The organism is Pseudomonas sp. FFPRI_1, assembly GCF_055384485.1.
The window spans coordinates 6,913,579-6,938,706 of sequence record NZ_AP029168.1; the positions used below are offsets into that span (position 1 = coordinate 6,913,579).

A 25,128-nucleotide genomic window follows, 5' to 3' on the forward strand; every position below is an offset into this window, starting at 1 on the left:
GGTTTCGTCCTCTATTGCTTGGCTGGCGTTATCGGGCCTGGAGCCTTTACCTGAGTCATCAGGTCATCGTCCCACTGCCCCTCGACCTTGACTTGGGCCAGGGCCCCCAGTTCCATGGCCTCGATCAGGTTGTGGTTGAGGTACACATAGGTGCCCGGCTGCTTGAAGGTATAGAGCGCCGCCAGGGCCGAACCGCCCGGGAGGAACCAGGTCTCCAGGTTGCGCTGGGGCGCGTTGGCGAACTTGCCGGTGGTCCAGACCCAGTCGCCGTGACCGCCGATCAGGTGCGGACGGCTGTCGCGATTGGCCTGGGAATGAATGAACAGTACGCTTTCACCGACCTTGGCGGTCAGCGCATTGGCACCGGTCAAGGCACCCACCCGACCATTGAACACCACATGGCTCGGGGTCAGCGTGCGCATCACTTCACGGGTGTCCTGATAGCTTGAGGCGAGGGTCGGGTAGTCCTTGTAATGCCCGTCCTTGTCTTTGGGAATGTACAGGTCGAACTCGCCGATGGTGTAGGCGCGGTCATAGTGCAGGGGTTTGCCGGCAGGGTCCTTCAGACCCTCGCGAGGCAGCACCATCAAGGTACCGCTCATGCCCGACACCACGTGCCAAGGCACCATTCCGGAAGGTGCACAGTGATAGACAAAGGTACCGCTGCGGTCGGCCTTGAAGCGCAGCACCACTTCCTGCCCTGGCACCACCTGGGTCAGGGCTGCCCCGCCCAGCGCACCGGTAGCCGCATGGAAGTCGATGTTGTGGGGCATGCTGTTGCTGGCGGGGTTGCTCAGGGTCAGCTCGACGTAGTCTCCCTCATGCACCACCAGGGTCGGGCCGGGCATCGAGCCGTTGAAGGTCATGGCCTGGAGGGTGGTGCCCTGCTCGTCCACCACCATTTTTTTCTCTTCCACACTCATGTGGAACTGCATCACCTTCGGCGGCCCGGTGACACTCTGCTCATGGGCGTGCACCTGGGGAGGGGTCACCAGTTCCACCTTGACCCGCTGCAGCCCGTCGGCACCACCCGCCAACGCCAGACCGGATGCACAGCCGCCGGCCACCACACACCATTTCAACCACGATTGAAGAGCTCCCATGCTTTGCGTTTCCATGCCAATGAAGGTGATTCATTGCAAAGCAAGCGAAGGCAAATCGTATTGCCTCAGGGCAATAAACGGCTGCGCCTCATGGGCAAATCCTTGACCCCGATCATGTACGCCTCAATGTCCTCCAATACCGTGTCACCGGATCGCCTGGCAGCTCGGCCTAGGAGTCCGAGGCGCGCACCCTTCATGGGTAGCTGAAGCTGCGCACCAGGGTCAGTTCCCCTGGCGCGCGCATCGGCACGATGAACGACTCGCTCTTCTCGTCCACCGTGCCTTCCTCGGTGATCACCGTCACCTGGGCCGTGGTCAGCGGCTGCACGGCGTTTTCCTGGCCGCCATCCTCGTCGTCATCGCTGCGATAACCGCCGCCGTAGTAGTTCACGTACACCAGGTACTGGCCCTTGAGCGGTGCCGGCATGGAGAAGATTTCAGGCCCGTAGCCCGTGGTCACGTCCACGTCCAGAGTCGCGCCATTGGGTGCCACCCGGTCGCCGTACCAGATGTGCGCGCCGTCCGGGGTCACCAGGTGCAGGTCCAGGTCAGTGTTGTCGCTGTCCCAGGACAGCAGCACGCGCAACTTGGGCGGGGTCACGCCACCACCGCTGTTGAGAAACTGCACGCGCTTGCGCTGCTGGCCGTCCGGGCTGCGCACTTCGACGCTGTTGCTGCCGTTGGGGAAGGAGTAGGGCCGGTCGAAGCTGCCTTGTTCATCGAACTTGAGCGGCATGCTGACGCCGTTGACGATCAGCTTGCCCGGCTCCTTGCTGGCCTTGGGGGCGCCCTTGATCTGCCCGCGAATGCGCGCGGTATCGGCCTGGCCCTGGGGGGTATTCACCGAGGAGGCCGGGTAGTTGACCTCCTGAATGTACTGTTCGCCATCGATAGCACGGGTGCGCCACCCCCCCTTGGGGGTGTCGAGCTGGATGCCGCCCTCGGCCAGGGCCATGGGCAAGCTGAACATTCCACAAAGGAACAGGAGGACCGGGGGAGCAGGAAATTTCATGGCCTATTCCAATAAAAGATGACGGGCGAGCCCTTCGATGTAGGTTTCATCCTGGCCGTTGGGATGAGCTTCAAAGGCCAGGTGCAGGTATTCGTGAGTCAGGTCGAGACGGTCTTGCAGCGAGAGCACGCCCCGCACATAGATGCGTTGCCGTTCGCGGTCGACATAGGGCCGGCCAAAGCTCAGGCGGCAGACGGCGAACTGGCTGATTTCGTTATAGCCGACCTCCTGCTGCAACGGCCGGCGCCAGCGCGGCCGCTGCTTCAGCAACCAGTCCTGGGCCGCGGGCAAGGGTTCGCAGGAGGCCACCGGGTTGTCCCAGCGGCTGAGGCTGGCCCGTGGATAGGCATGCAGCAGGATGGCGTCATAACGCTGGCCCGAACCGGCCTGTTCCACTGCTTGCTGCCAGGACAGCTTGTCCGGGGCAATCAGGTCCGAGTGGTAGGTGACTTGGGTGCCGGCCAGCACCAGGTCGCTGGTCCAGGCGGCAATGGCCCGGGCCTCGGCGGTGGCCGGACGCGGCGCGACCCGCTGACGGTTGCTGCTGTCGTCGATGCTCAGGCATTCGCCGCTGCGTCCGGCGTTCTGCAGCAAGTAGGTGCGAATCGCCACGGCCAGGGCCTTGGCCGCCTCTACCGGCTCGCTGCTGGCCTCGCGTTGCAGCACCCGCGCTACGTATTCCTCACGGTCCAGGCGCGCCACCAGCCGCTGGGCCGCGGGGTCACGCTGCAGAAAGAGTTCGCCAGCGCTGTGGATATCCAGCTGGTTGCCGTTGGCAAACTCCACCCGGTAATCCCCTTGCAAGGCACCCGGCTTGGCAAGTTGGCCGTTCTGGCTGACGCTTTTCAGCGGATAGCGGGAAAACAGGCTGACCTCCACACAGCGGCCTTTATCCACAGGCGGGTTGTCCGGCAGCACCTGGTTCAGGGCCTGGGCGTAGTCCTTCAACACCCGCTGGCTGGTGCCGCGCCCGCCCACCCACAGCGGTGTGCCGTCCACTAGCCAGCCGGCAAAGCCACCCTGGCGCGACTGTGGGTCCTGTTCCGCCAGCCAGCTCCAGGTCTTGACCCGCAAACGCCCGCCCAAGGCGCCCACGACAGCGCCGTCGCCAGCATTGAGCACCACGTCCAGCAGCACGCGCCGGGCGGTGTCCCGGGCCGGCAACAGCGCCAGCACCTGCAGCAACTCCACCACCGGGACCCGAGTCTGGGGTTGCAGCTGGTTTAGGTCCTGCAGCCAGCCGGGAGCGTTGCGGGCTTGCCAGTAATGGCGCCAGTCAGCCGCAGACAGTTGCAAGCGCTGGGGCTCGAAATACAAACCGCAGGAACGTACCAGCGCCTGGTCCCGGGCGATGCTGGCGCCCACCGAGCAGCAGTAGACCTCTTCCTTGGACTTGCCCTGGCAGGCATAGGCCGGCTCCTGGGCACCGGTGTCCACCAGCCAGGCATAGACGAAGAGTTTCCAGACACTGCCCAAGGGCGCCTGCAGATCCGCCGGCAACGGCTCGCGAGCCAGCACCTGAGTCTTGCTCAGGCTCATCAGCTCGCTGTCCGGGGCGGCTTTCCAGGCCAGGCGCAACGGCTCCTCCTGGGCCATCACCAGCCCAGGAAGCAAACACAGGCACAACCAGGCCCAACGCCGCGTCATGTTATTTGACCGTGACCTGACCCAGGGCCGGGGTACGTTCCTGAGCCTGGTGCTCAGGCGCATACACCTGATAGAAGCGCGCCGGCGGCAGGTTGAACTGGCCTTTCTGCGAGAAGCGGATCAGGTGGCGCAGGCGCACTTCGCTGCTGTCGTTCAGCGCTTCCAGCGGTACCGCGTAGCTCATCTGCCCCGGCTCGAAACGAGCCTTTTCCAGGGAGGCCGCCTCGGTGCCCGCAGGCCCGGCCAGCTTGATCCCCCAGGTGGTGCGCTCAACATCGGCACCCGGCGGCAGCGGCACTTCGAGCATGCCGTACAGCAGCGGGCGATTGCCCTGGTTGGCGATGATCACCTCATCCAGGTACAGCCCGTCGCTGGCAATCGGCTTGTTGCCCACCGGTTCCAGCTTGAAGGTGAACGCCTCATCCCCTGGCACCAGGCGCAGCAGGCGACGGCTAATGTTCACCGGTGCCGGCGTGCCCGGTTCCTGCTTGCTCAGGTAGCTCAGCGAAGCCCGCAGCGGACGCTCCGGCACGCTATTGAGCGTCAGCACGCTTGGCACCTGCGGCCCTTGCCACTGCCAGTAGCTTTCACCGCTGGCACCCTGCTGCGGTTGCCAGCCCTGCCCCGGGTTCAGAACCACGGCCGGTGCCGACTGCGCCACACTGCGCTGCAGCCAGGTCAGGGCCAGGGCCCGCTCCAGGGTCGACTGCGAAGGCAGCAGGCGTTGCAGCAAGGCTCGCGCCGCCGCTCCGTCGAAAGGTTTCAACGACAGGCTCAAGGCCTGGGTGAAGGGCTGGGAACTGACCTCGACCTGTTGCTGGGCGGCATCCAGTTGCGCGACAAACGCCGGCGGCGGGGTGACCTTGGCCTCCCGCGCCAGGGCGGCCGTCAGCACCCGAGCGCTGGCCAGGCCCAGGGCCGATTGCGGATCGTCCATCACCAGGCTGACACTGCTGCTGTCGTCCATGCTGGCGTCCGGGCCGGCACCGGCCTTGGCCAGATCGTCCATCAGGCCGCTGACCAGGGTATTGATCGGTAGCTTCATTTCACGGGCAAAGGACAGGATCAGCGCCCGCTGCAGCAACGGCGTGTTGCCGGCCTGCTTGGCGTAGACCTCGAGCACCCGCTGCCAGTGCTCCGGCGGCAGGTTCAGGTCCATGACCTTGCTCGCGTTCCAGTCGGCGTAATAGGCATAGGCAGTGAGGAAGGCATCCGGCTCGGCATCCTCGCCCCACCAGGTGAACGCCGCTTCCGGCCCGGCCATGTGCACCAGGCGCAGGCGGCTGTTCTGCATCATCAGGCGCAAGCGGTCGCGGATCTGCGGATTGCTGGCCAGTGCCGGGTAGGCCACGCTCAGCGGCAACAACTGGCTGGCAGTCTGCTCGACGCCGCCGTAGGGGTATTCCAGCAAATCATCCAGGGCCGAACGGAACAGCGCCTGCGGGCTGTCGTCCAGGCGCAGGCGGATCTCGCCGGCATCCGCAGGCAGGCCCAGCGGCGTGCTGGTGCTGACCACGTCCAGGCTCTGGGTCTGCACCGCCTGCCAGCCGCCAGCACTGCTCACCAGGCGCACCGCCAGGGCATCCACGGTCTTGCCGCCCTGCATCAGCTCGGCGGTCCACTCGCCATTGCCCGGGGCAATGGCCGGCAGGGCCACATAGTTGATGCCGCTGTTGAGGGTCAAAGGCAGGCGCTGGGATTCGCCGGCGTAATGGATCACCAACTCGGCCTTGGCCGGCTGCTCGGACTGACTGAAGGCAAACACCCCCAGGTCCGGCTTGTCGCCACTGCGGAAACGGGTCGGACCGCTCCATTTCAGGTACAGGGCCTTGTCGGAACGCACGAACTGCTTCTTCTGCCCCACCTGGCCATCGTCGGCGATGGCCCGGGCGGTGATGCGCCAGCGGGTCAGGGAGTCCGGCATGCGAAAGGTGAAACGCGCCTTGCCGCTGCCATCGGTCACCAGTTCCGGCTGCCAGGCGGCGGTATCGACATCTTCACGGCGCGGGCGCTCCAGCACCTTGACTCCACGCTCGCTGCGGTTGGCCTTGCCCGGAGCCGTGGGGCTGCCCGGCAGGGCCACGTCGTAGCTGATGAACGACAGGCTGGCGCTGGTGCGCACATTGTTGCGCCGTGGGTGATAGAAGAACTGATCGATGCTCGGGGCCACTTCCGGCTGCAGGGCGTAGACCATTTCGTCCACCACGCTGACCGTCAGGTGGGCCGGTATCGGCTTGCCGGCGAACTGGGTGGACAGGTCCACGGTGACCATGTCGCCGGGCTGGTATTTCTCCTTGTCGGTGCTGATGGCCACATCGATCTGCGGCGTCAGTACCTTGATGCCGGCGTTCTGGAAGCTGTACTCGCCCCCTTTGGTGTAGAGCACGGAGAAGGTCAGGTTCGGCGCAAAGCCGTCTTTCACCGGCACTCGTGCGCGGTACTGGGTGGGGCTGAGCTTTTCCACTTTCAGCCAGTCGCCGCCCTTGGACAGCAGTGCAGTGGCCTCGACCTTGTCCCGCTCAAGGGACAACAGCGCGTCGTTGACCGGTTCCGGGAAGGTGATCAACGCCAGGGCTTCGTCGCCGGCCTTGTACTCGAGCTTGTCGAGGACAATTTCCACGGTGCCCGGCACGGCTTTCACGCCATCGCCAGTGACCGAGTGGCTGGTGCCGCCGAGCACTCGGTCATGCTCGTCCTTCAAGGTCAGGTTGTAGGTACCCGGGCGTTCGAAGGCCAGGGCAAAACCGCTGTCGCCGGCGGCCAGCTTGCCGTCGCCGGTGGACTGGTCTTCCAGGCGCACCCAGCTGTAGCGGCTCGGCTTGACGTTCTTGCTCTGCTCGCTGGAGTTCTGGTTGGCGTAGCTGAACTGCACCTTGTCACCGGCGGCGCTGAAGCGTTGCGGGGCGCTGAGGCTGAAGCTCGCGGCGCCACGCTCGATGAGGATTTCCTTGGTGGTCTTGACCCGATACGCGGCGCCGTCGCTGGCGAACACGGTGAGCATGTAACGGCTCGGTTTGTCCGCCGCCGGCAGGTCGAGGGTGGCGCTGCCCTTGGAATCAGTGGTCAGCTCGGCGCTGGTCAGTTCCACCGGGAACTGCCCCATGTACTGCAGCTCGTTGTCCACCATGGACAGTTGCTGGGCCCGCAGGCTCAGTTGCAGACGCGCGTTGGCCACCGGCTTGCCGTCCGGGTAGAGCAGCACCAGGTTGCCCTTCACCGGTTCGCCGGTCTTGAAGTCGGTCTTGGCCAGGGCCAGGGAAATCTCGAAATGCGGCTTGATGTACTCGGCCACGCGAAAGGCGCTGCTGTAGACCTGGTCCTTGTAGCCGAAACGCAGCTCATAACCGCCGGCCACGGCGTTGTCCGGCAGTTGGAAGCGGCCCTGGGTACCGGACTTGGAGTCCAGGTTCAGGGTCAGGTTCTGCAACGCGGTGCCGGCGGCATCGAGCACGCTGACATTCACCGTGCCAGCACCGGGCTGCACCGAGTCCCGGGCATTTTTGAACTCGCGACCGACGATCTTCAGCGACACCCAGTCCCCCGGACGGTACAGCGGCCGGTCGGTAAAGGCGTAGAGCTTGGTGTCGTAGATTTCGCTGTCGTAGTAGAAGTTCTCGGAGACGAACACTCCGCCTTCCTGGTCTTCACCGATCACGTAGGAACGCTCGGGGCTGACGTGTTTCAGGCGCACCAGGCCCTGCTCGTCGGTGGCGCCGCTGTTCATCACGCCGAGGCCATCGGTCCACAGCACATTGACCTTGGGCACCGAGTTGCCTTCATGCTTGCCCGCGGCCCAGACCAGCAGCTCGTCGCCGGCGATCTTGCTCACCGCCACGGTGTTGGAAACGAACACCATGGTGGTGGCGCGGTACTTGCCCACCAGGGCCTCCACCAGGTAAAGGCCCGGCTTCAACTGTCCCAGGGGGATATAGACGTTGCCCGGAGCAACGTTGATGAACTGGCTGGAAGAGCCCGACAGATCCACCCCGGCCGGCGGCTGGATCGGCTTGGCCTGCCACAGCGGATAGCGGAACTGGGTCACCAGGGGCAGCCCCGGGATCAGGGCGAATTGCGGCTGGGCGTCATACGGCGTCGGCGCCAGCATGGAGTTGCCCACCTTCAGTTCCGGCACCTGCTCGGTGACCTGCTTGCGCGACTCGTAGGAGAAGGCGCGCTGCATCACCCGGCGGGATTTGCGGTACCAGTTGTCCCACAGGTAAGCCAGGGTGTTGGACAGGCCCTCGCCCTTGAACTGGCCGTCGCTGACCACCCGGTGCAGGTTCTTCTGGCGCTTGAGAAAGTCCAGCGGCTGGTCGATCCGGTACACCCGGATGTCCGCACCGCCATAGGGCTCCATGCGAAAGCGCCGGTAGTCGCGGCCCGGGGCCTCGAGGCGCACCATGGCCTGTTCGTCACTGGCGAAACTGCTGTCGGCCAGGAGGAAGAAACTCTCGCCGGAGACCGCCGCATAGTCGCTGGACGGCACCGAGTCTTCGGCGTTGACCAGGGTCACGGGGGTGAGCAGGGTCAAGGCCAGGGTCAGGCGAAACAGAAAACGGGACATAGGCAAGCCGCGTGAAGACGTCGCGAGGGAAGGCAAGACAAGGCGAAAACCGGCGAGGAAGCGCAGTTTACTGGCTGTAAATGAGCATTCCGAGCCCGTTTTCAACGCAGTATTGGCGAACGCAGCAGTCTTCACGCAGCTTGCATGGGATTCGTTCATTGGGTGAGGAAGTTCAGGCGATAGATGCCGATGAAGTTGGGGTTGGCTGAGTCGGGTATCCATCGAGTGTCCTTCCATGTCATCAGTTGCTGCACGCTAGCCGAGCGCATGCCGTTGTCGGTGGGAGTGGTGGTGCCGGTGTGATAGGCGATGTTGCGGCCCATCCAGATCATCAGGTGCTGGTCGTCGCCCTGGTCGAAGAACAACAGGTCACCGGGGCGCGCCTGGCCCAGGTCACGGCTCACCAGGTGGCTGTTGAACTGGATCAGCTTGATCGCGTTGACGTAGGGCCCGGTCTGGCCGCCGCCCTGCTGCCACTGCTGGGCCAGGCCACGCTGGCCTTCGCTCAGTTGCAGCTCCGGCGGCAGGTAGCGATTGCTCAGGCCGTTGGCCCGCAGCCATTTGTTGTCGTGAACCTTGAGCGCTTCGTTGGCGGCAAAACGCACCAGGCCCGCGCAGTCCTGCTGATACCAGCGGGGGCTCGGGCCCTGGCTCAACTGCTCCTGGGCGATGCGCACGAACCAGGCACGGAACACCTGGGACTGCTGCACGTCCAGGGGCGGAGCCTGGGTCGCGCCCACCGCACCGCTCAGCAACAGGGCCAGCAGGCCGAGGCAGGTCAGGCTTTTGCGCACTGCACTCACAGGGCACGCCATTGCAGGGGCAGCCATTGCCAGTGACCGTCGGGCTTGCTGCCTTCGGGCAGGGTCAGGGCGTACTTGCCATAACCGCCGAGGGTGCGCAGCTTGGGCACCAGGTAGGTTTGCGCGGCGTTGTTGAACACCGGTTCCATGTCCTGGGGCAGGCTGTCGAAGGTTTCCTGCTGGATCAGCTGGGCCAGGGACTGCGGGCCCAGGTACACCGGCATCAGTACATCCTTGGGCACCACGTCCGCCAGGGGCGGGAAGCGCTTGTCCAGGGTACCCAGGGCCTTGTTCACCAGCTTGTCATCCAGGGAGAACACCAGGGTCGAGCCATGGCGGGCCAGGCTGACCTGCATGAAGGCGCGGCCGGTGATGGTTTGCGGGTCCTTGGCTTCCTTGGCCGGGTACTGGCCGAAGTTGGAACTGACCTGGCGCTGCCACTGGTGCACGTCGCCGTTCTGCTGCTCGACCACCGGGAAGATGCGCTCCGCCACCTTGCTTTCCCGGGTGCCGACCATGGAACCGAACAGCTTGCCCAGATCGGCGTCGAGCTTGGCGTTGTCCTTGTCCTTGAGGCTGGCCACCAGCAACGGCGTGTACAGCCGCGAGTCGGCATACCAGCACAGGCCGGCAGTCCCGGCCATGTGCTCGGTCAGGGTGCTGGCCACCGCTTCTTCGGCACCCAGCTTGACCAGCAACGGCTTCTGCTGCTCCGCCGCCAACGGCAAGGCCACACAGGCGCTGGCGCCCATGGGCATGGCCTGCCAGATCGGCTTGAAGTCGAGGTCCGGCTGGTCGTCCTGCTCTTCCATGGCCAGGTAGCTGTGCCAACCCTTGTCATCCATGTCGAAGCGCAGGCCGGCGAAGCTGGGGATGAAGCGCTGGTAACCCATGGCCAGGACACTGGCATTGACCGCCAGCCGTTGCTGCACCTCGGGTTTGCGCGCCTCAAGGCCAAAGGCCTCAGGGAACAGCTTGTCGCCATTGAGCAAGGCTTCCAGCGCGGTGGTGGACACCGCGCCATGCTCGTCATCAGCCCCGGTGCTCGGGTCATACAGCTTGGCCGGGTTGGACAGCACCACCAGCTTGTCGCCGTGGGAAGCGAACAGCAGGGATTTGCCAGCGTTGTAGTTCAGTTGATAGAGCGCCACGGCGTCGCCGCCGACCTTGAGCTCCGCCAGTTTGCTCAACTGGGTGTCATCCAGGGCCACCTTGGCCAGAGGTTCCAGCAGCTTGGCCAGGCCACCACGGTCCATCACCAGCAGGAAGTCCTTGAGGCGCCCATCCAGGCCGCGCCACAGCGCCACATCCGCAGGCTGGTCGAACAGTTGCTCGATCAGGCTGTCCTGCAGTTTCAGGTCATGCTCGTAGATGATCCGCCGCAGGCTGCCAATCAGGCCCAGGCGGTCGGCGTGGGTCTGGTAATAAAAGACGAAGTCCTCGGTCAGGGTTTCCTTGAGAAACGGCACCGCCAGCAGGTCCTTGGGTAACTGCGCCAGGGAATGGGTCTCCAGCAACCCATCGGGACGGCTCAGGCCCAGCTTGTCGCCAGCCAGTTCCGCCACCGGGGTCTTGGGCTTGCAACCCACCACCGTGATCGCTGCAGCCACCAGGCACAGGCCCATGACCAGGACCGGCCAGCGGCGCTTGCTGCCGGGTTGTTCAGTGCCGGGGACGCCGGCCACCGGGGATGCTGTGTTTTCGCTCATGATTCACAAAGCCCAATTCATCCGTGGTGCGGGATGTTCAATAGTTGAAAGACTTGACCAGCAACAGGTCGCCGATGGCCCGCATGGGCACGATAAAGGTCTCGCGTTTCTCATCGACGGTGTTTTCGTTAAGGATCAGGTTGATCTGCGAGGTGATCACCTCATTCTGATTGCTGCCTTCGTCGAAATTGTACCCGCCACTGCCGTAGTTGCCCCAGTAGTTGACGTAGATCAGATAGGTGCCCCGCAGCGGCGCGGTCATGGTGAACATTTCCGGGCCCGGCCCGTCGACCCCGTCCGGGTCCAGGCCGCCGCCATTGGTCAGGCCGGGATGGCCGAAGAAAGCGTGCTGGCCGTCGGGGGTAATGATGTGCATGTCCAGCTCGGCCTTGGGATCGTCCCAGCCCAGCACCACGCGGATCCGCGGCGGTGTCTTGTTCTGATTGGCCTCGTAGAACTGCACGCGCTTGAGAGACTTGCCTTCGGAGCTGCGCACTTCAACGCTGTTGGAACCGGCGCCAAAGGCATAGGGCCGGCCGAAGCGGCCCTGTTCGTCGGTGTAGAGGTTCAACGGATTGCCGTTGACCGACAGGCTGTGGGGCTGGCGCAGATGACCGATGGCCTTGAGCTGGCCCTCGATCATGGTGCGGTTGCGCTGGATGCCGCGGTCGATCGGTGGCGTCGGGTAGGCCACCCGGTCCTGTTCGGTGCGGTCGAGCAGTCCGGAATAGCGCCAGCCGGCCAGGGGCTCCTGCAGCTCGGCGGAGGGTTCGGCGAACGCCGTCCCGGCCATCAGCAGGGGCAGCAGAAAAGAGAAGAATGCGCGCATGTACTGCGTCCTGCCATGCATGGGGGAAACCCTGGCGCCAGATCCTCGGCGCGGCTGCAAACACGTGAAAAATCGCCCGGCGAAATGGGCGTTGGAAAGGCCGCAGATTAGCGACTTGGCGACGGTTGCACAATTGGCCAACGGGGTTTTTGCGAGGGAATTGGCACGCTCCTGAAACCCACGCGCAAAGTGCCATTATGGCGACATCATCGACCAGCCCCCCTAGCCTGCAAGCGGCGGTTGCCGCCCCGCTCCTGCCCCCATCAAGAGGCCCTGGTTCGAGTCCCCATCCGCCGGAAAACAGCCCATCAGCCCAAGCTTGCCAGCGCGTTGCCAATGCCCTTGCACAGGCGCTCGAAAGAGCCCTGGCAAGCTCTCTGGAATGCCTCTTTGGCGGCAATGAGCAGGGGCGGAACGAAGCGTCCGAGCCGGCGTTTGGCACGCTGCACATTCCCCCAGGGAATGACCCCATACCTATTCATCGATTGCTTCGCCGCGCCCGGAAACGCTTATCTAGGGACGCCGCAGGATTGCACATGACGCTGACCGACCCACCGCTCAGTGCTGTGACGCCTCGCCTGGCCATAAAAAATATAATCAACGGGAGCGCCTCACTCATGAAGTATCCGTTACGGCCGCTGGTCTTCTGGCCCACCTTTCTGATTCTGCTGGCCGCAGTGATTGCCAGCTACCTTGATCTGCAGGCCTTCCTGGCCGTGAGCAAAACCCTCAATCGGATGATCCTCGACAACTTCTCCTGGTTGTTCAGCGCCAGTTCGTTCTTGCTGGTGGTACTGACCGCGATCGTCTACTTCTCGCCCCTGGGGCGGGTGCGCATCGGCGGTGAAGACGCCCAGCCACTGCTGAGCAAATGGCGCTGGTTCATGGTGGCGCTGTGCACCACCCTGGCGGTCGGCGTACTGTTCTGGACCACCGCCGAGCCGCTCTATCACCTGTATGGCCCGCCCAGCAGCCTGAAGATCGCGCCCGGTAGCCCCGAAGCCACCAGCTTCGCCATGTCCACCATGTTCCTGCACTGGACCCTGACGCCCTATGCCATCTACCTGGTGCCGTCGCTGGTGTTCGCCCTGGTGTTCTACAACCTGCGCAGCAACTTCTCCATCGGAGCCATGCTCCAGCCGCTGATCGGCGCCGAGCGGGTCAAGCGCTATGCCGGGCTGATCGACACCCTGGCGATGTTTGCCCTGGTGGCCGGCATGGCCTCGTCCCTGGGCACCGGCGCGCTGACCCTGTCCGGCGGCCTGAGCCAGTACATCGGCGGCGAGACCACGCCCCTGCGCCTGGCCCTGATCATTGCGGTGATCGTCATCACCTTCGTCGCCTCGGCCGCCAGCGGCCTGCAGAAAGGCATCGTCAAGCTCTCGACCTTCAATACCTGGATCATGCTGGCGCTGGGGCTGTTCGTGCTGGTCAGCGGGCCGACCCTGTACATGCTCAGCCTCGGCGTCGAGTCCATCGGCCTGTACCTGCAGACCTTCTTCAGCCGTAGCCTGTTCACCGGTGCCGCCAGCGGCGACAACTGGCCCCAGAGCTGGACGGTGTTCTACTGGTCAGTGTGGTTTGCCTGGGCCCCGGTGAGCGCGCTGTTCCTCGGCAAGATCGGCCGGGGCTACACGGTGCGCGAGTTCATCCACACCAACATGCTCTACCCGGCCCTGTTCACCGCCCTGTGGATCTGCATCTTCTCTGGCTGCAGCCTGTACTTCGACGCCCAGGGTTCCGGCGCGCTCAACCGCGTGCTCAATGAGCAGGGGGTGGAGCACGTGCTGTACCAGATGTTCCAGCAACTGCCGGCCTCTGGCCTGATGATCGCCTTCCTGCTGTTCATCGCCTTCATCTCCTTCGTCACTGCGGCCGACTCCAGCACCGACGTGATCGGCAACCTGTGCAGCCGCGGCGTCACCGCCGACTCGGACCTGGACGGCAGCCCGCTGCTCAAGGTGGTCTGGGGCGTGATCATCGGCAGCGTGTCCTGGGTCATGGTGGCCTTCGTCGGCATCGACGGGGTCAAGATGCTCTCCAACCTCGGTGGCCTGCCCGGTATGCTCATCGTCCTGCTGGCCAGCAGCGCGCTGATCATCTGGCTGAAGAATCCCGCCCTGCTGGCCCAGCCGACGGCCATGCAAGAGCCGTCGACGCCGCCCCCGGCCGCCGTCTCGACTCCGGCTCATCCGGCCCTGGAGCCGACCCCATGAAAATCCGTCATCTCGCCCTGCAGGGCGCGGGCCTGGCACTGTGCTGCCCGTTGCTGGCAGATGCCGGCCAGGAGGCAGCCCGGGGCTTTATCGAAGACAGCCGGATCAACGCTCTGGTGCGCAACTACTACCGCAACAACGACTATCGCGACCGCGACAAGGATGGCCGCGAATGGGCCCAGGGCCTGCAGTTGGACTACCGCTCCGGCTACACCCCGGGCCCCCTGGGCTTTGGCCTGGACGCCCACGCCTACTTCGCCACCAAACTCGACAGTGGCGGTGGGCGGGCGCGCACCCAGTTGCTGGTCAGCGACGGGGCTGGCCACAGCCGCGATGAGTCGGCCACCGCCGGCGCAGCGCTGAAAATGCGCTGGTCCAATACCGAGCTCAAGTACGGCGACCTGCGCCCGCAGAACCCGGTGCTGGCCCTGGCGGACAGCCGCATCATGCCGGCCACCGCCAGCGGTTTCGCCTTCACCAGCCGCGAGGCCGAGGGCCTGCTGCTGGAGGGCGGCCATTTCACCGCCGCCAGGGACTTCAACCAGACTGGCCATCGCGGCGGCTTCTACGCCGGCTATGCCGGAGTCGAAGGCGGCGACGTGGACTATCTCGGCGGCACCTACCAGGTGCATCCCCAAATCGGCCTGAGCCTCTACAGCGCACGCTACGAAGACCTGTGGCGCCAGCACTACGTCAATCTCAACCTCGACCAGCCATTGGATGCCGAGGCGTACCGCAGCTTGAACCTGGACCTCAACCTCTACCGTTCCCTGGATGACGGCCAGGCCCTGGCCGGGGATATCGCGACCACTGCCTGGTCGGCGGCGCTGGCCCTCAAGAGCGGGCCGCAGACCTTCACCCTGGCCCACCAGCGCATTCACGGAAACCAGCCGTTCGACTACCTGGCCCTGGGCGGGGGCGGCTTCCACGACTCGATCTACCTGGCCAACTCCTCGCTGATCGCCGACTTCAACGGCCCGGGCGAGCGCTCCTGGAGCCTGGGCTACAAGCTCGACTTCGCGCCGCTCGGCATGCCCGGCCTGTCGCTCAACACCCGCTACATCCGCGGCAGCCACGTGGACGGTCGACGGGTGCCGGTGGGCAGCCCCTACCGCTACTACGCCGACAACGAAAAGCACTGGGAACGGGATATCGACGTGCGCTACGTGCTACAGACCGGCCCGGCCAAGGACCTGTCTCTGACCCTGCGCCAGGGCACCCATCGCATCCGCGGGACCTCGGACGGCAACGTCGATCACATCCGCCTGATCACCGAATACCCCTTCAGCCTGCTTTGATCGCCCCGCTCGCCGCCCGGCCAATCCGGGCGGTGGCCTTTTATCGACTGGAGTGTCGAATGGACGTTATCCACGATTTCCCCCACCCGATCCGCGAGATCGAGCACTGCCTGATCCCTCTGCGGGACGGCACCCACCTGGCGGCGCGCATCTGGCTGCCGGCCGACGCCCGTGATGCAAAACCCTATCCGGCGATCCTCGAGTACCTGCCCTACCGCAAGCGCGACGGTACCGCGGTACGCGATGCACTGAGCCATCCGTGGATGGCCGGCCAGGGCTATGCCTGTGTGCGGGTGGACATGCGCGGCAACGGTGAATCCCAGGGCCTGATGGCCGACGAATACCTGCCCCAGGAACAGGAGGACGCCCTCCAAGTGCTGGACTGGCTCTGCGCCCAGCCCTGGTGCGACGGCAACCTGGGGATGATGGGCATTTCCTGGGGCGGCTTCAACAGCCTGCAGGTGGCGGCTCGCCAGCCTGCGGCGCTGAAAGCCATCATCACCCTGTGCTCCACCGATGATCGCTACGCCGACGATATCCATTACAAGGGCGGCAATCTGCTGATGGAGAACCAGGGCTGGGCCGCAACCATGCTCAACTTCAGCGCCGCAGTGCCGGACCCGCTGCTGGTGGATGACTGGCAAGCCCTCTGGCAGCAGCGCCTGGACGCCATGCCGATGCTCGCCGAAACCTGGCTGCAGCATCAGACCCGCGACGCCTACTGGCGCCAGGGCTCGGTGTGCGAGGACTACGCGGCAATCAAGGCGGCGGTGTACTGCGTTGGCGGTTGGGGTGATGCCTACAAGAACACCGTGCCGCGGCTGATGCAGCACCTGAGCGCTCCCAAGAAGGCCATGCTCGGCCCCTGGATCCACAAGTACCCGCACTTCGCCGTGCCCAACCCGGCCATCGGGTTCCTGCAAGAGGCCAAGCGCTGGTGGGACCACTGGCTCAAGGGCATCGACAATGGCGTGATGGACGAACCGGCCTGTGCTTTCTACCTGCAAGACGCGGTCGCGCCCAAGGGCAGCTACGCCGAGCGCCCGGGCACCTGGGTGCAGACCGCAGGCTGGCCCGATCCCCAGGTGCAATGGCAGGACTTCAGCCTCGGCGACTCTGGGCTGCTGGCCGGCGAACAGGCCCTGGGCCAGGAGCGCAGCATCTGCTCGCCCCTGACCACCGGCCTACACCAGGGCGAATACTGCGCCATCTGGTTCGGCCCGGACGGCCCCACCGACCAGCGCCGGGATGACGCCCACTCGCTGTGCTTCGACAGCCCGCCGCTGGACGCGCCACTGGCCCTGCTGGGGGATGTGCGCCTGGACCTGCGGCTGAAGTCGGACAAGCCTTGCGGGCAGATCGTCGCCCGGCTGAATGCCGTGGCACCGGATGGCCAAGTGGCGCAGATCACCTATGGCACCCTGAACCTCAACCTGCGGGACGACTTCGCCGTGGCCAACCCGCCAGTGCCCGGCGAACCCTTGCAGGTCCGCCTGAGCCTGGATCATGTCGGCTACCGCCTGCCCGCCGGCTATCGCCTGCGCCTGGCCCTGAGCACCGCAAGCTTCCCCCTGCTGTGGCCCAGCCGCGAGCTGGCCACCCTGACCCTGCTGCCCGAGCTGCAGAGCGTGCAACTGCCGGTGTTTACCGGCGAGGCGGTGGAGTGCCCGTTCGAGGCGCCGCAGAGCGCGCCACCGGCCAACCTGGAAATCATCCGCGCGGCGGCGCCCAAGCGCACCCTCAACGAAGATGTGGGCAGCGGCGAAGTCTGTGTGCGCATCGACGATGACCTGGGCGCCATGCGTTTCCTCGATCACGGCCTGTGGGTCGACCAGCGTTGCACCGAGCAATACCGCACGCTGCCCTGGGACCCACTGTCGACCCGGGCCGACATCCAGTGGAGCTACCGCGTCGGCCGCGACGCATGGTCGGTAGAGGTGGACAGCCGGCTGCACCTGCACGCCGACGCCCAGTGGTTCTACCTGGAGGCCGAACAGGTGGCGCGTTGCGATGGCCAGCAGACCCATCAGCGCCAGTGGCAGCGACGGATCGCCCGATCCACCCTGTAAAGCGTGGCAGGATGCCCTATCTCTGAGACATGGCGGGCGGCTGAAGACAGCGCCCGCCCCCTGCAGTCGGGTACCCCTATGTCACGTCGAAACGTCGATCTCCCGCCCCTCAACTGCCTGCAGCCTTTCGAGGCGGTGGCCCGCCACCTGAGCTTTACCCGGGCCGCCCAGGAACTGAACCTGACCCAGAGCGCGGTGAGCCGCCAGATCAAGCGGCTGGAGGAAAACCTCGCGCGCCCGCTGTTCCACCGCCACAGCCTGGGCATCAGCCTGACCCCGGCCGGCGAGCGCTATTTTCGCACCATCCAGCGCCTGCTGCGGGAACTGGATCGCGAGTCTGCCGAGCTGCGCCGACGCGGCGCCGAACGCCAACTGACCCTGGCCAGCACCCCGACCATCAGCTCGATCTGGCTGGCGCGCCTGCTGCCGCATTTCCAGCACCTGTTCCCGGACCTGGACATCCGCATCCTGTGCAGCGAAAGCCCCTTGCACCTGGACGTCAGCGAGTACGACCTGGGGCTGTTCTATCACCTCGACGAACTGCCGGCGCCCCTGGGGCTGGAGCTGACCCCGGTGTTTGCCAGCGAACAGGTGATCAGCGTGTGCAGCCCGGACTACCTGAGCCGCAAGGGACCGATCCGCGACTCGCAGCACCTGCTGGAAGAACACCGCCTGCTGATCGTCGAAGACCACTATCACGACTGGCTGACCTGGGCCGACTGGTTCAGCGCCGTGGGCGCCACCTACCATTCGCCGCGACACGCCCTGCGCACCAACAGCTACCAGCTGCTGATGCAGTCGGCAGTCATGGGCCAGGGCGTGGCCCTGGGCTGGGAAAGCCTGCTGCAGGGGGAACTCGCCGCCGGGCGCCTGCAACGGGCGCTGCCCGATCGCATGCCCAGCCGCGGGCGGCTGAACCTGATGCAACCGCACCATCGCAATCCGCCACCGGCCGTCCGGCGCTTTCGCCAGTGGCTGCTGGACCACACCTCCCCTGCCAATGAAGCCGGTCCCTGACCGAACGTACCTGACGACCTCATGAACCTGACTCTGCTGACCTTTCCCGCGCTGTATTGCGCCACCATCCTGATGCTGACCGGCAACGGGTTGTTCTTCAGTTTTATCGGCCTGCGCCTGGCCAGTGACGGTGTCGACGAACTGTGGATCGGCGGCCTGACCGCCGCCTACTACGCCGGCATGGTCTGTGGCGCCAAGTTCGGCCACCAGATGATCGCCGCCGTCGGCCACATCCGCTCCTACGTGGCCTGTGCCGGCGCGGCCACCATGATTGTCCTGCTGCATGTGCTGTTCGAAGACCTGTGGCTGTGGCTGGCACTGCGCTTCATCACCGGCCTGGTGATGATGAACCAGTACATGGTGATCGAGAGCTGGCTCAACGAGCAGGCGGACAACAACCAGCGCGGCGCAGTATTCGCCGGCTACATGGTGGCGGTTTCCCTGGGCCTGATCCTCGGCCAGAGCGTATTGATCTGGCGCCCGGAACTGGACTTCAAGCCGCTGCTGATCGTCGCCCTGTGCTTTGCCGCCTGCCTGCTGCCAGTGGCCCTGACCCGACGCCTGCACCCGGCCAAGCTGGTGGCGGCTCCGTTGCAGATCGGTTTTTTCTGGCGGCGGGTGCCGCAAGCCTTGAGCACGGTATTCATCACCGGCCTGATGGTCGGCTCCTTCTACGCCCTGGCACCGGTGTTCATTACCCTGAGCGGCCTGGATACGGCCCAGGCCGGCACCTTCGTCGCCGTGGCGATCCTTGCCGGGCTCTGCGGCCAGTGGCCGATCGGCTGGCTGTCGGACCGCATCGACCGTTCGCGGCTGATTCGTGCCTGCGCCTTGACCCTGTGCCTGGTGGCGATCCCTTTGTGGGGGCAGCTCGACCTGTCGTTCAGCGTATTGCTGTTGTTCGGTTTTCTCAGCGGCCTGCTGCTGTTCACCCTCTATCCGCTGGCGGTGGCCCTGGCCAACGACAACATCGAGCAGCCCCAGCGCGTGGCCCTGAGCGCCATGCTCCTGGCCACCCATGGCGTGGGCGCCTGCCTCGGGCCGCTGCTGTGCGGGGCACTGATGAAGCTTTACGGCCACAACGCCTTTTACCTGGTGTTTTCCCTGTGCGCCCTGCTGTTGGCCTGGCGGGTACAACCAAGTCGAGTCACCGGGGAGTTTCTGGTCGAGGGCGCGCCCTTGCAGCACGTGGCCATGCCCGAGCATCCGATCAGTGTGCTGGCCGCCACCCTGGACCCACGGGTCGACGAAGTGCCCGAGGAATTAGTGATCAACGAAGCGCCCCTGGAAGAACAGGCGCGTTGAGCACGGCCCGAGTGGGGCTGGGCGTCAGGCCGCTGGGAATCTCCTGCGGCGTCCTTTTCGGAGCAGAGGCTTGAACCTCAGGCTCCAAGGTTTCTGGAGCCCGCCCAAGCTGGCCACCAGACGCCCGGCGCCGTTATGACGAGCCGGTGCAGCGCACTTTCAGTGCGCCGCCCTGCACCAGGATGCCGCCATCCCGCAGGCTCTGGCCCCGCTCATCATCAACCTGGCCATTGCCTTGGCGGCCAAACCCTGCCGGTAGCCGCGAGACATGGGTTTTTCCAGGGCCCCGGGCGTTCTCGGAGGGCACCGCTCATTTGCCCGAAACCCCGGTGTCTGCTAGTGTCGCGCCGGTTTAACGTCAACCGGGATAGCCACCATGGCCCGCAAAAAAGCTGCCTTAGATTTCGAACAATCCCTCGCCGACCTGCAAACCCTGGTCGAGCGTCTGGAGAACGGCGAGCTGTCGCTGGAAGACTCGTTGACCGCCTTCGAACAAGGCATCGGCCTGACTCGCGACTGCCAGGCCGCCCTGGCCCAGGCCGAACAGAAAGTGCAGATCCTGCTGGAACGCGATGGCGAGCTGGCGGAACAGCCTTTCGACGCGGAACAAGCAGAATGATCAGCGCCTATCAGGCCGCCAGCCAGGCCCGCGTCGACGCAGCCATGCAATCCCTGTTCAGCGCCCCGAGCCCCGAGCTTGCCCGCCTCTATGAAGCCATGCGCTACAGCGTGATGAATGGCGGCAAGCGCGTGCGCCCGCTGCTGGCCTATGCCGCCTGCGAGGCCCTCGGTGGCCAGCCGGAACAGGCCAATGGCGCCGCCTGTGCGGTGGAGCTGATTCACGCTTACTCCCTGGTGCACGACGACTTGCCGGCCATGGACGATGACGATCTGCGTCGTGGCCAGCCCACCACCCACAAAGCCTTCGATGAGGCCTGCGCGATCCTCGCCGGCGACGGCCTGCAGAGCCTGGCCTTCAGCGCCCTGCTGGACCCGAGCCTGAGCGACGCCAGTGCCGAGATCCGCCTGCGCATGGTCACCACCCTGGCCCAGGCCGCAGGCCCGGCGGGCATGGTCGGCGGCCAGGCCATCGACCTGGGCTCGGTAGGCCTCAAGCTCGATCAGCAAGCCCTGGAGTACATGCACCGGCACAAGACCGGTGCCTTGATCGAGGCCAGTGTCATCCTCGGTGCCCTGGCCAGCGGCCTGGCCGAGAAGGACGAGCTGAAATCCTTGCAGACCTATGCCCGGGCCATCGGCCTGGCGTTCCAGGTGCAGGACGACATCCTCGACGTCGAGAGCGATACCGCGACCCTGGGCAAGCGCCAGGGAGCCGACATTGCCAGGGACAAGCCTACCTACCCGGCCCTGCTGGGTCTGGAGGCTGCCAAGGACTACGCCCTGGAGCTGCGAGACCAGGCGCTGCATGCCCTGCGGCCGTTTGACGCAGCGGCAGAGCCGCTGCGCGAGCTGGCGCGGTATATCGTCGAGCGCCGCAGCTGATCGGCGGTCCGCGACAGACCGCATATCGGCCAAGTTCGGCGCTCTGCGTGGGCAGCTTGCGATGCATAAGGTAAACTGCCGCCTCTTTCTATACCTATAACGATTCGCCTGATGCCCACGACGTTTCATGAGATTCCCCGCAAACGCCCGACCACGCCGCTGCTCGACCGTGCCCAGACGCCGGACGGCCTGCGCCGGTTAGGTGAAGCCGAGCTGGAAACCCTGGCCGATGAGTTGCGCCTGGAATTGCTCTACACGGTCGGCCAGACCGGTGGGCACTTCGGTGCCGGCCTCGGGGTCATCGAGCTGACCATCGCGTTGCATTACGTGTTCGACACCCCGGACGACCGGCTGGTGTGGGACGTGGGTCACCAGGCGTATCCGCACAAGATCCTCACCGGGCGCCGCGAGCAAATGGCCACCTTGCGCCAGAAGGACGGCCTGGCCGCCTTCCCTCGGCGCTCTGAGAGCGAGTACGACACCTTTGGCGTCGGCCACTCCAGCACGTCCATCAGTGCCGCCCTGGGCATGGCGATTGCCGCCCGCCTGCAGCACAGCGAGCGCAAGGCCATCGCGGTGATCGGCGACGGCGCCCTGACCGCGGGCATGGCCTTCGAGGCCCTGAACCACGCGCCGGAAGTGGACGCCAACATGCTGGTGATCCTCAACGACAACGACATGTCGATCTCGCGCAATGTCGGCGGCCTGTCCAACTACCTGGCCAAGATCCTCTCCAGCCGTACCTACGCCAGCATGCGCGAAGGCAGCAAGAAAGTACTGTCGCGCCTGCCTGGAGCCTGGGAGATCGCCCGTCGCACCGAAGAATATGCCAAGGGCATGCTGGTCCCCGGCACCCTGTTTGAAGAGCTGGGCTGGAACTACATCGGCCCCATCGACGGCCACGACCTGCCGACCCTGATCGCCACCCTGCGCAACATGCGTGACCTTAAAGGCCCGCAGTTCCTGCACGTGGTGACCAAGAAGGGCAAGGGCTTCGCTCCGGCGGAGGTCGACCCGATCGGCTACCACGCCATCACCAAGCTCGAACCCCTGGACGCTCCGGCGGCCGCACCGAAGAAGGCCGGCGGACCGAAGTATTCCGGGGTATTCGGCGAATGGCTGTGCGACATGGCCGCTGCCGACCCGCGCCTGGTGGGCATCACCCCGGCGATGAAGGAAGGCTCGGACCTGGTGGCCTTCAGCGAGCGCTTCCCGCTGCGCTACTTCGACGTGGCGATCGCCGAGCAGCACGCGGTGACCCTGGCGGCCGGCATGGCCTGCGAGGGCGCCAAGCCGGTGGTGGCGATCTATTCGACCTTCCTCCAGCGTGGCTATGACCAGCTGATCCACGATGTCGCGGTGCAGAACCTCGACGTGCTGTTTGCCATCGACCGCGCCGGCCTGGTGGGTGAAGACGGTCCGACCCACGCCGGCAGCTTCGACCTGTCCTACCTGCGTTGCATCCCCGGCATGCTGGTGATGACCCCGAGCGACGAGAACGAACTGCGCAAGATGCTCAGCACCGGCCACCTGTACAACGGCCCGGCCGCCGTGCGCTACCCGCGCGGCACCGGTCCCAATGCACCGATCGACAAAGACCTGGAGCCGATCGAGATCGGCAAGGGCGTGATCCGTCGCCAGGGCCGGCAAGTGGCACTGCTGGTGTTTGGCGTGCAATTGGCCGAAGCCCTGCAAGTGGCCGAGAAACTCGATGCCACCGTGGTCGACATGCGCTTCGTCAAACCCCTGGACGAAGCCCTGGTGCGCGAGATTGCCGCCAGCCACGAACTGCTGGTGACCGTCGAAGAGAACGCCATCATGGGCGGCGCCGGCGGCGCGGTCAGCGAGTTCCTGGCTCGCGAAAGCCTCCTCAAGCCGATCCTGCACCTGGGCCTGCCAGACGCCTACGTCGAACACGCCAAGCCAGCGCAGATGCTTGCCGAATGCGGCCTCGACGAAGCCGGCATCGAAGCCTCGGTACGCCAGCGCCTACAGCTGCTGGGCCTGGCCTGACCCACAGCGGCTAGCTGTACCGCTGCTGCACGCCCGCCATGCGGGCGGTGCTTTCCAGCCGTCCCTTTCCCGGCCTCTCATACCTTGCGGCGAAGGCCGAGCCGCGCTAACGGAATAGCCATGAAACTTGCTCGCCTGGCCCTGCCGCTTTGCCTTCTGCCCTGCGCTGAACTTTTTGCCGACACCCCCGACCGCGATCAGGCGCTGAAACTGCCCGAGATGCTGATCAGCGCCAACCGCCAGGTCGAAGCACGCAACGACAGCAGCGCCGCCAACACGGTGTTCACCCGGGAAGACATCGACCGCCTGCAACCCAGCAGCCTCACCGACCTGCTGCAACGGGTGCCCGGCGTGCAGATCGCACGCAGCGGTGGCCGCGGCAGCCTGCCGGGCATCTACCTGCGCGGCACCGGATCGGCCCAGAGCCTGGTGCTGGTGGATGGCCAGCGCATCAGCAGCTCATCGTCCGGCGACAGCAACCTGCAATACCTGAATGTCCAGCAGATCGAACGGGTGGAAGTGCTGCGCGGCTCACGCTCGGTGATCTATGGCAGCGACGCGATTGGCGGGGTGATCCAGATCTTCACCCGCCGCGGCGCCCAGCAAGGGCTGCAAGGGCGCATGCATGTGGGATTCGGCAGTAACCAGACCTGGGAGCGCAGCCTCGGCCTTTCCGGCGGTGATGAGCGTACCCGCTTCAGCCTTGGTGCCAGCCTGGATGAAACCGCCGGGATCGATTCGACCCGGGAGTCCTATCCCAGTGACAAGGACCATGACGCCTACCGCAATCAGTCTCTGAGCCTGAGCCTGAGCCACTCCTTCAATGAGGATGTGGAGGCGGGCCTGAACCTGCTGGACAATCGCGGGCGCAGCGAATACGACAGTCCTTTCGGGCGTTATGTCATGGCCACCGGGCGGAGCGTAGAACAGCAGCCCTATACCGACTTCACAGTCAGCAGTGTCAGCAGCTTTATTGATGCGCGGCTCAACGAGCACTGGCAATCGCGCGTGGAAATCGGCCACGCCGAGAATCGTGACTTCAAGCACGACAAGCTCAGCGACGAACGTGCCGCGTTCAATACCTACCGGGATTCGCTGAACTGGCAAAATGACCTGACTCTGGACGAGCACAACAGCCTGATCCTGGGTGCCGACTGGTACGAGGACCGGGTCAATGCCAGCACCGCCTACGATGAGGACAGCCGCTGGAACCGAGCGGCCTTTATCCAGCATCGCTTCCAGGGCGACAGCTTCTCCACGGAGCTGGGGCTGCGCCGCGACCAGAACCAGCAATATGGCAGCCAGAACACCTGGAGCGGCACCTTCACCCTGCCGCTGAACCCGGACAATGATGTACTGCTGTCCTACAGCGAAGGCTTCCGCGCCCCCACCTTCACGGACCTGTATTACCCGGAGAACGGCAGCCCCAACCTCAAGCCCGAACACTCCAAGAGTTATGAGCTGCAATGGCGCAGCCAGCTGACGGCAAGCAGCCGCCTGGAAACCTCGCTGTATCGCACCGACATCGACCAGGCGATTCTCTACAACAATGAAGTACGGCACCCGGAGAACATCGCCTCTGCTCGCATCAATGGTTTTGAAGCGACGTTGAAACAGGAACTGTTCGGCTGGCAGAGCAATCTGGGGCTGGCGATGATCGATCCCCGTGATCGCAAGACCGGGAAAACCCTACAACAACGAGCGCGCCGAACCCTGAGCCTCGACCTGGATCGGCGCTTCGATCGCCTCGCCCTGGGGGCTAGCTGGCAGGCCGTAAGCAGCAGTTACGGGGAGAGGGACAACAAAAAGCGCCTGGGTGGGTATGGACTGCTGGGCCTGCGCAGCAGCTGGACACTGACCTCCGAGGTGGAGCTGTCGCTGAAAGTCGACAATGCCCTGGACAAGACCTATGCCCGCACGCGGTACAGCCACTTGGACCCAGGCTTTCAGAACAACCACAACTACCGCGAAGAAGGCCGCACCTGGATGCTCGGCGTGACCTGGACGCCTGAGCTGTAAGGTCCGCCGCCTTCGCTGGCA

At 65.1% G+C, this 25,128-nt stretch carries 16 protein-coding genes; 9 read left to right on the forward strand and 7 right to left on the reverse strand.

What is annotated here, in order from left to right:
* Positions 1–11: 11 nt before the first annotated feature.
* The 7 genes from nirK to ACZ5BO_RS31085 all read right to left on the reverse strand — a co-directional run bounded on the left by nirK (position 12) and on the right by ACZ5BO_RS31085 (position 11,667).
* A complete protein-coding gene (gene nirK / locus ACZ5BO_RS31055) occupies positions 12–1,103 on the reverse strand; it encodes a copper-containing nitrite reductase (protein WP_464697372.1) in 1,092 nt (363 codons plus the stop codon).
* Between the two features lie 193 nt (positions 1,104–1,296).
* Positions 1,297–2,115 (reverse strand): YfaP family protein, encoded by an 819-nt coding sequence (locus ACZ5BO_RS31060; RefSeq protein ID WP_025129343.1) that lies wholly within the window; start codon positions 2,113–2,115, stop codon positions 1,297–1,299.
* A 3-nt stretch (positions 2,116–2,118) separates the two neighbouring features.
* Entirely contained in the window at positions 2,119–3,762 is a 1,644-nt protein-coding gene (locus ACZ5BO_RS31065) for a DUF2300 domain-containing protein (protein WP_025129344.1), read from the reverse strand.
* A gap of 1 nt (position 3,763) precedes the next feature.
* Positions 3,764–8,326, reverse strand: a complete 4,563-nt coding sequence (locus ACZ5BO_RS31070; RefSeq protein WP_464697373.1) for an alpha-2-macroglobulin family protein — start codon at positions 8,324–8,326, stop codon at positions 3,764–3,766.
* Between the two features lie 155 nt (positions 8,327–8,481).
* Positions 8,482–9,141: a DUF1175 domain-containing protein gene (locus tag ACZ5BO_RS31075; RefSeq protein ID WP_464697374.1), complete on the reverse strand. Its 660-nt coding sequence runs from the start codon at positions 9,139–9,141 to the stop codon at positions 8,482–8,484.
* Positions 9,126–10,838 (reverse strand): DUF2138 domain-containing protein, encoded by a 1,713-nt coding sequence (locus ACZ5BO_RS31080; protein ID WP_464697375.1) that lies wholly within the window; start codon positions 10,836–10,838, stop codon positions 9,126–9,128. The genes ACZ5BO_RS31075 and ACZ5BO_RS31080 overlap by 16 nt, the downstream gene beginning before the upstream one ends.
* Positions 10,839–10,875: 37 nt before the next feature.
* Entirely contained in the window at positions 10,876–11,667 is a 792-nt protein-coding gene (locus ACZ5BO_RS31085; RefSeq protein ID WP_025129347.1) for a YfaP family protein, read from the reverse strand.
* Positions 11,668–12,284: 617 nt separating this feature from the next.
* Here ACZ5BO_RS31085 and ACZ5BO_RS31090 point away from each other — a divergent pair.
* The 9 genes from ACZ5BO_RS31090 (at position 12,285) to ACZ5BO_RS31130 (ending at position 25,107) form a co-directional block, all read left to right on the forward strand.
* Positions 12,285–13,883 (forward strand): BCCT family transporter, encoded by a 1,599-nt coding sequence (locus ACZ5BO_RS31090; RefSeq protein WP_464697376.1) that lies wholly within the window; start codon positions 12,285–12,287, stop codon positions 13,881–13,883.
* Positions 13,880–15,181, forward strand: a complete 1,302-nt coding sequence (locus ACZ5BO_RS31095) for an OprD family porin (protein WP_464697378.1) — start codon at positions 13,880–13,882, stop codon at positions 15,179–15,181. The genes ACZ5BO_RS31090 and ACZ5BO_RS31095 overlap by 4 nt, the downstream gene beginning before the upstream one ends.
* Positions 15,182–15,240: 59 nt before the next feature.
* Entirely contained in the window at positions 15,241–17,250 is a 2,010-nt protein-coding gene (locus ACZ5BO_RS31100) for a CocE/NonD family hydrolase (protein ID WP_464697379.1), read from the forward strand.
* Between the two features lie 78 nt (positions 17,251–17,328).
* Entirely contained in the window at positions 17,329–18,267 is a 939-nt protein-coding gene (locus ACZ5BO_RS31105; protein ID WP_025129351.1) for a LysR substrate-binding domain-containing protein, read from the forward strand.
* Positions 18,268–18,288: 21 nt separating this feature from the next.
* Complete coding sequence (locus ACZ5BO_RS31110) at positions 18,289–19,572, forward strand: MFS transporter (protein ID WP_464697381.1); 1,284 nt, start codon at positions 18,289–18,291, stop codon at positions 19,570–19,572.
* Between the two features lie 376 nt (positions 19,573–19,948).
* Positions 19,949–20,191, forward strand: a complete 243-nt coding sequence (locus tag ACZ5BO_RS31115) for an exodeoxyribonuclease VII small subunit (RefSeq protein WP_025129353.1) — start codon at positions 19,949–19,951, stop codon at positions 20,189–20,191.
* Positions 20,188–21,075, forward strand: coding sequence for a (2E,6E)-farnesyl diphosphate synthase (gene ispA / locus ACZ5BO_RS31120; protein ID WP_025129354.1), 888 nt, complete (start codon positions 20,188–20,190; stop codon positions 21,073–21,075). Before ACZ5BO_RS31115 ends, ispA begins: the two co-directional genes overlap by 4 nt.
* A 111-nt stretch (positions 21,076–21,186) precedes the next feature.
* Positions 21,187–23,088 carry a 1-deoxy-D-xylulose-5-phosphate synthase gene (dxs, locus tag ACZ5BO_RS31125; RefSeq protein ID WP_464697382.1) on the forward strand — a complete coding sequence of 634 codons (1,902 nt, stop codon included), beginning with the start codon at positions 21,187–21,189 and terminating at the stop codon, positions 23,086–23,088.
* A 120-nt stretch (positions 23,089–23,208) separates the two neighbouring features.
* Complete coding sequence (locus tag ACZ5BO_RS31130) at positions 23,209–25,107, forward strand: TonB-dependent receptor plug domain-containing protein (RefSeq protein WP_464697383.1); 1,899 nt, start codon at positions 23,209–23,211, stop codon at positions 25,105–25,107.
* Positions 25,108–25,128: the final 21 nt, after the last annotated feature.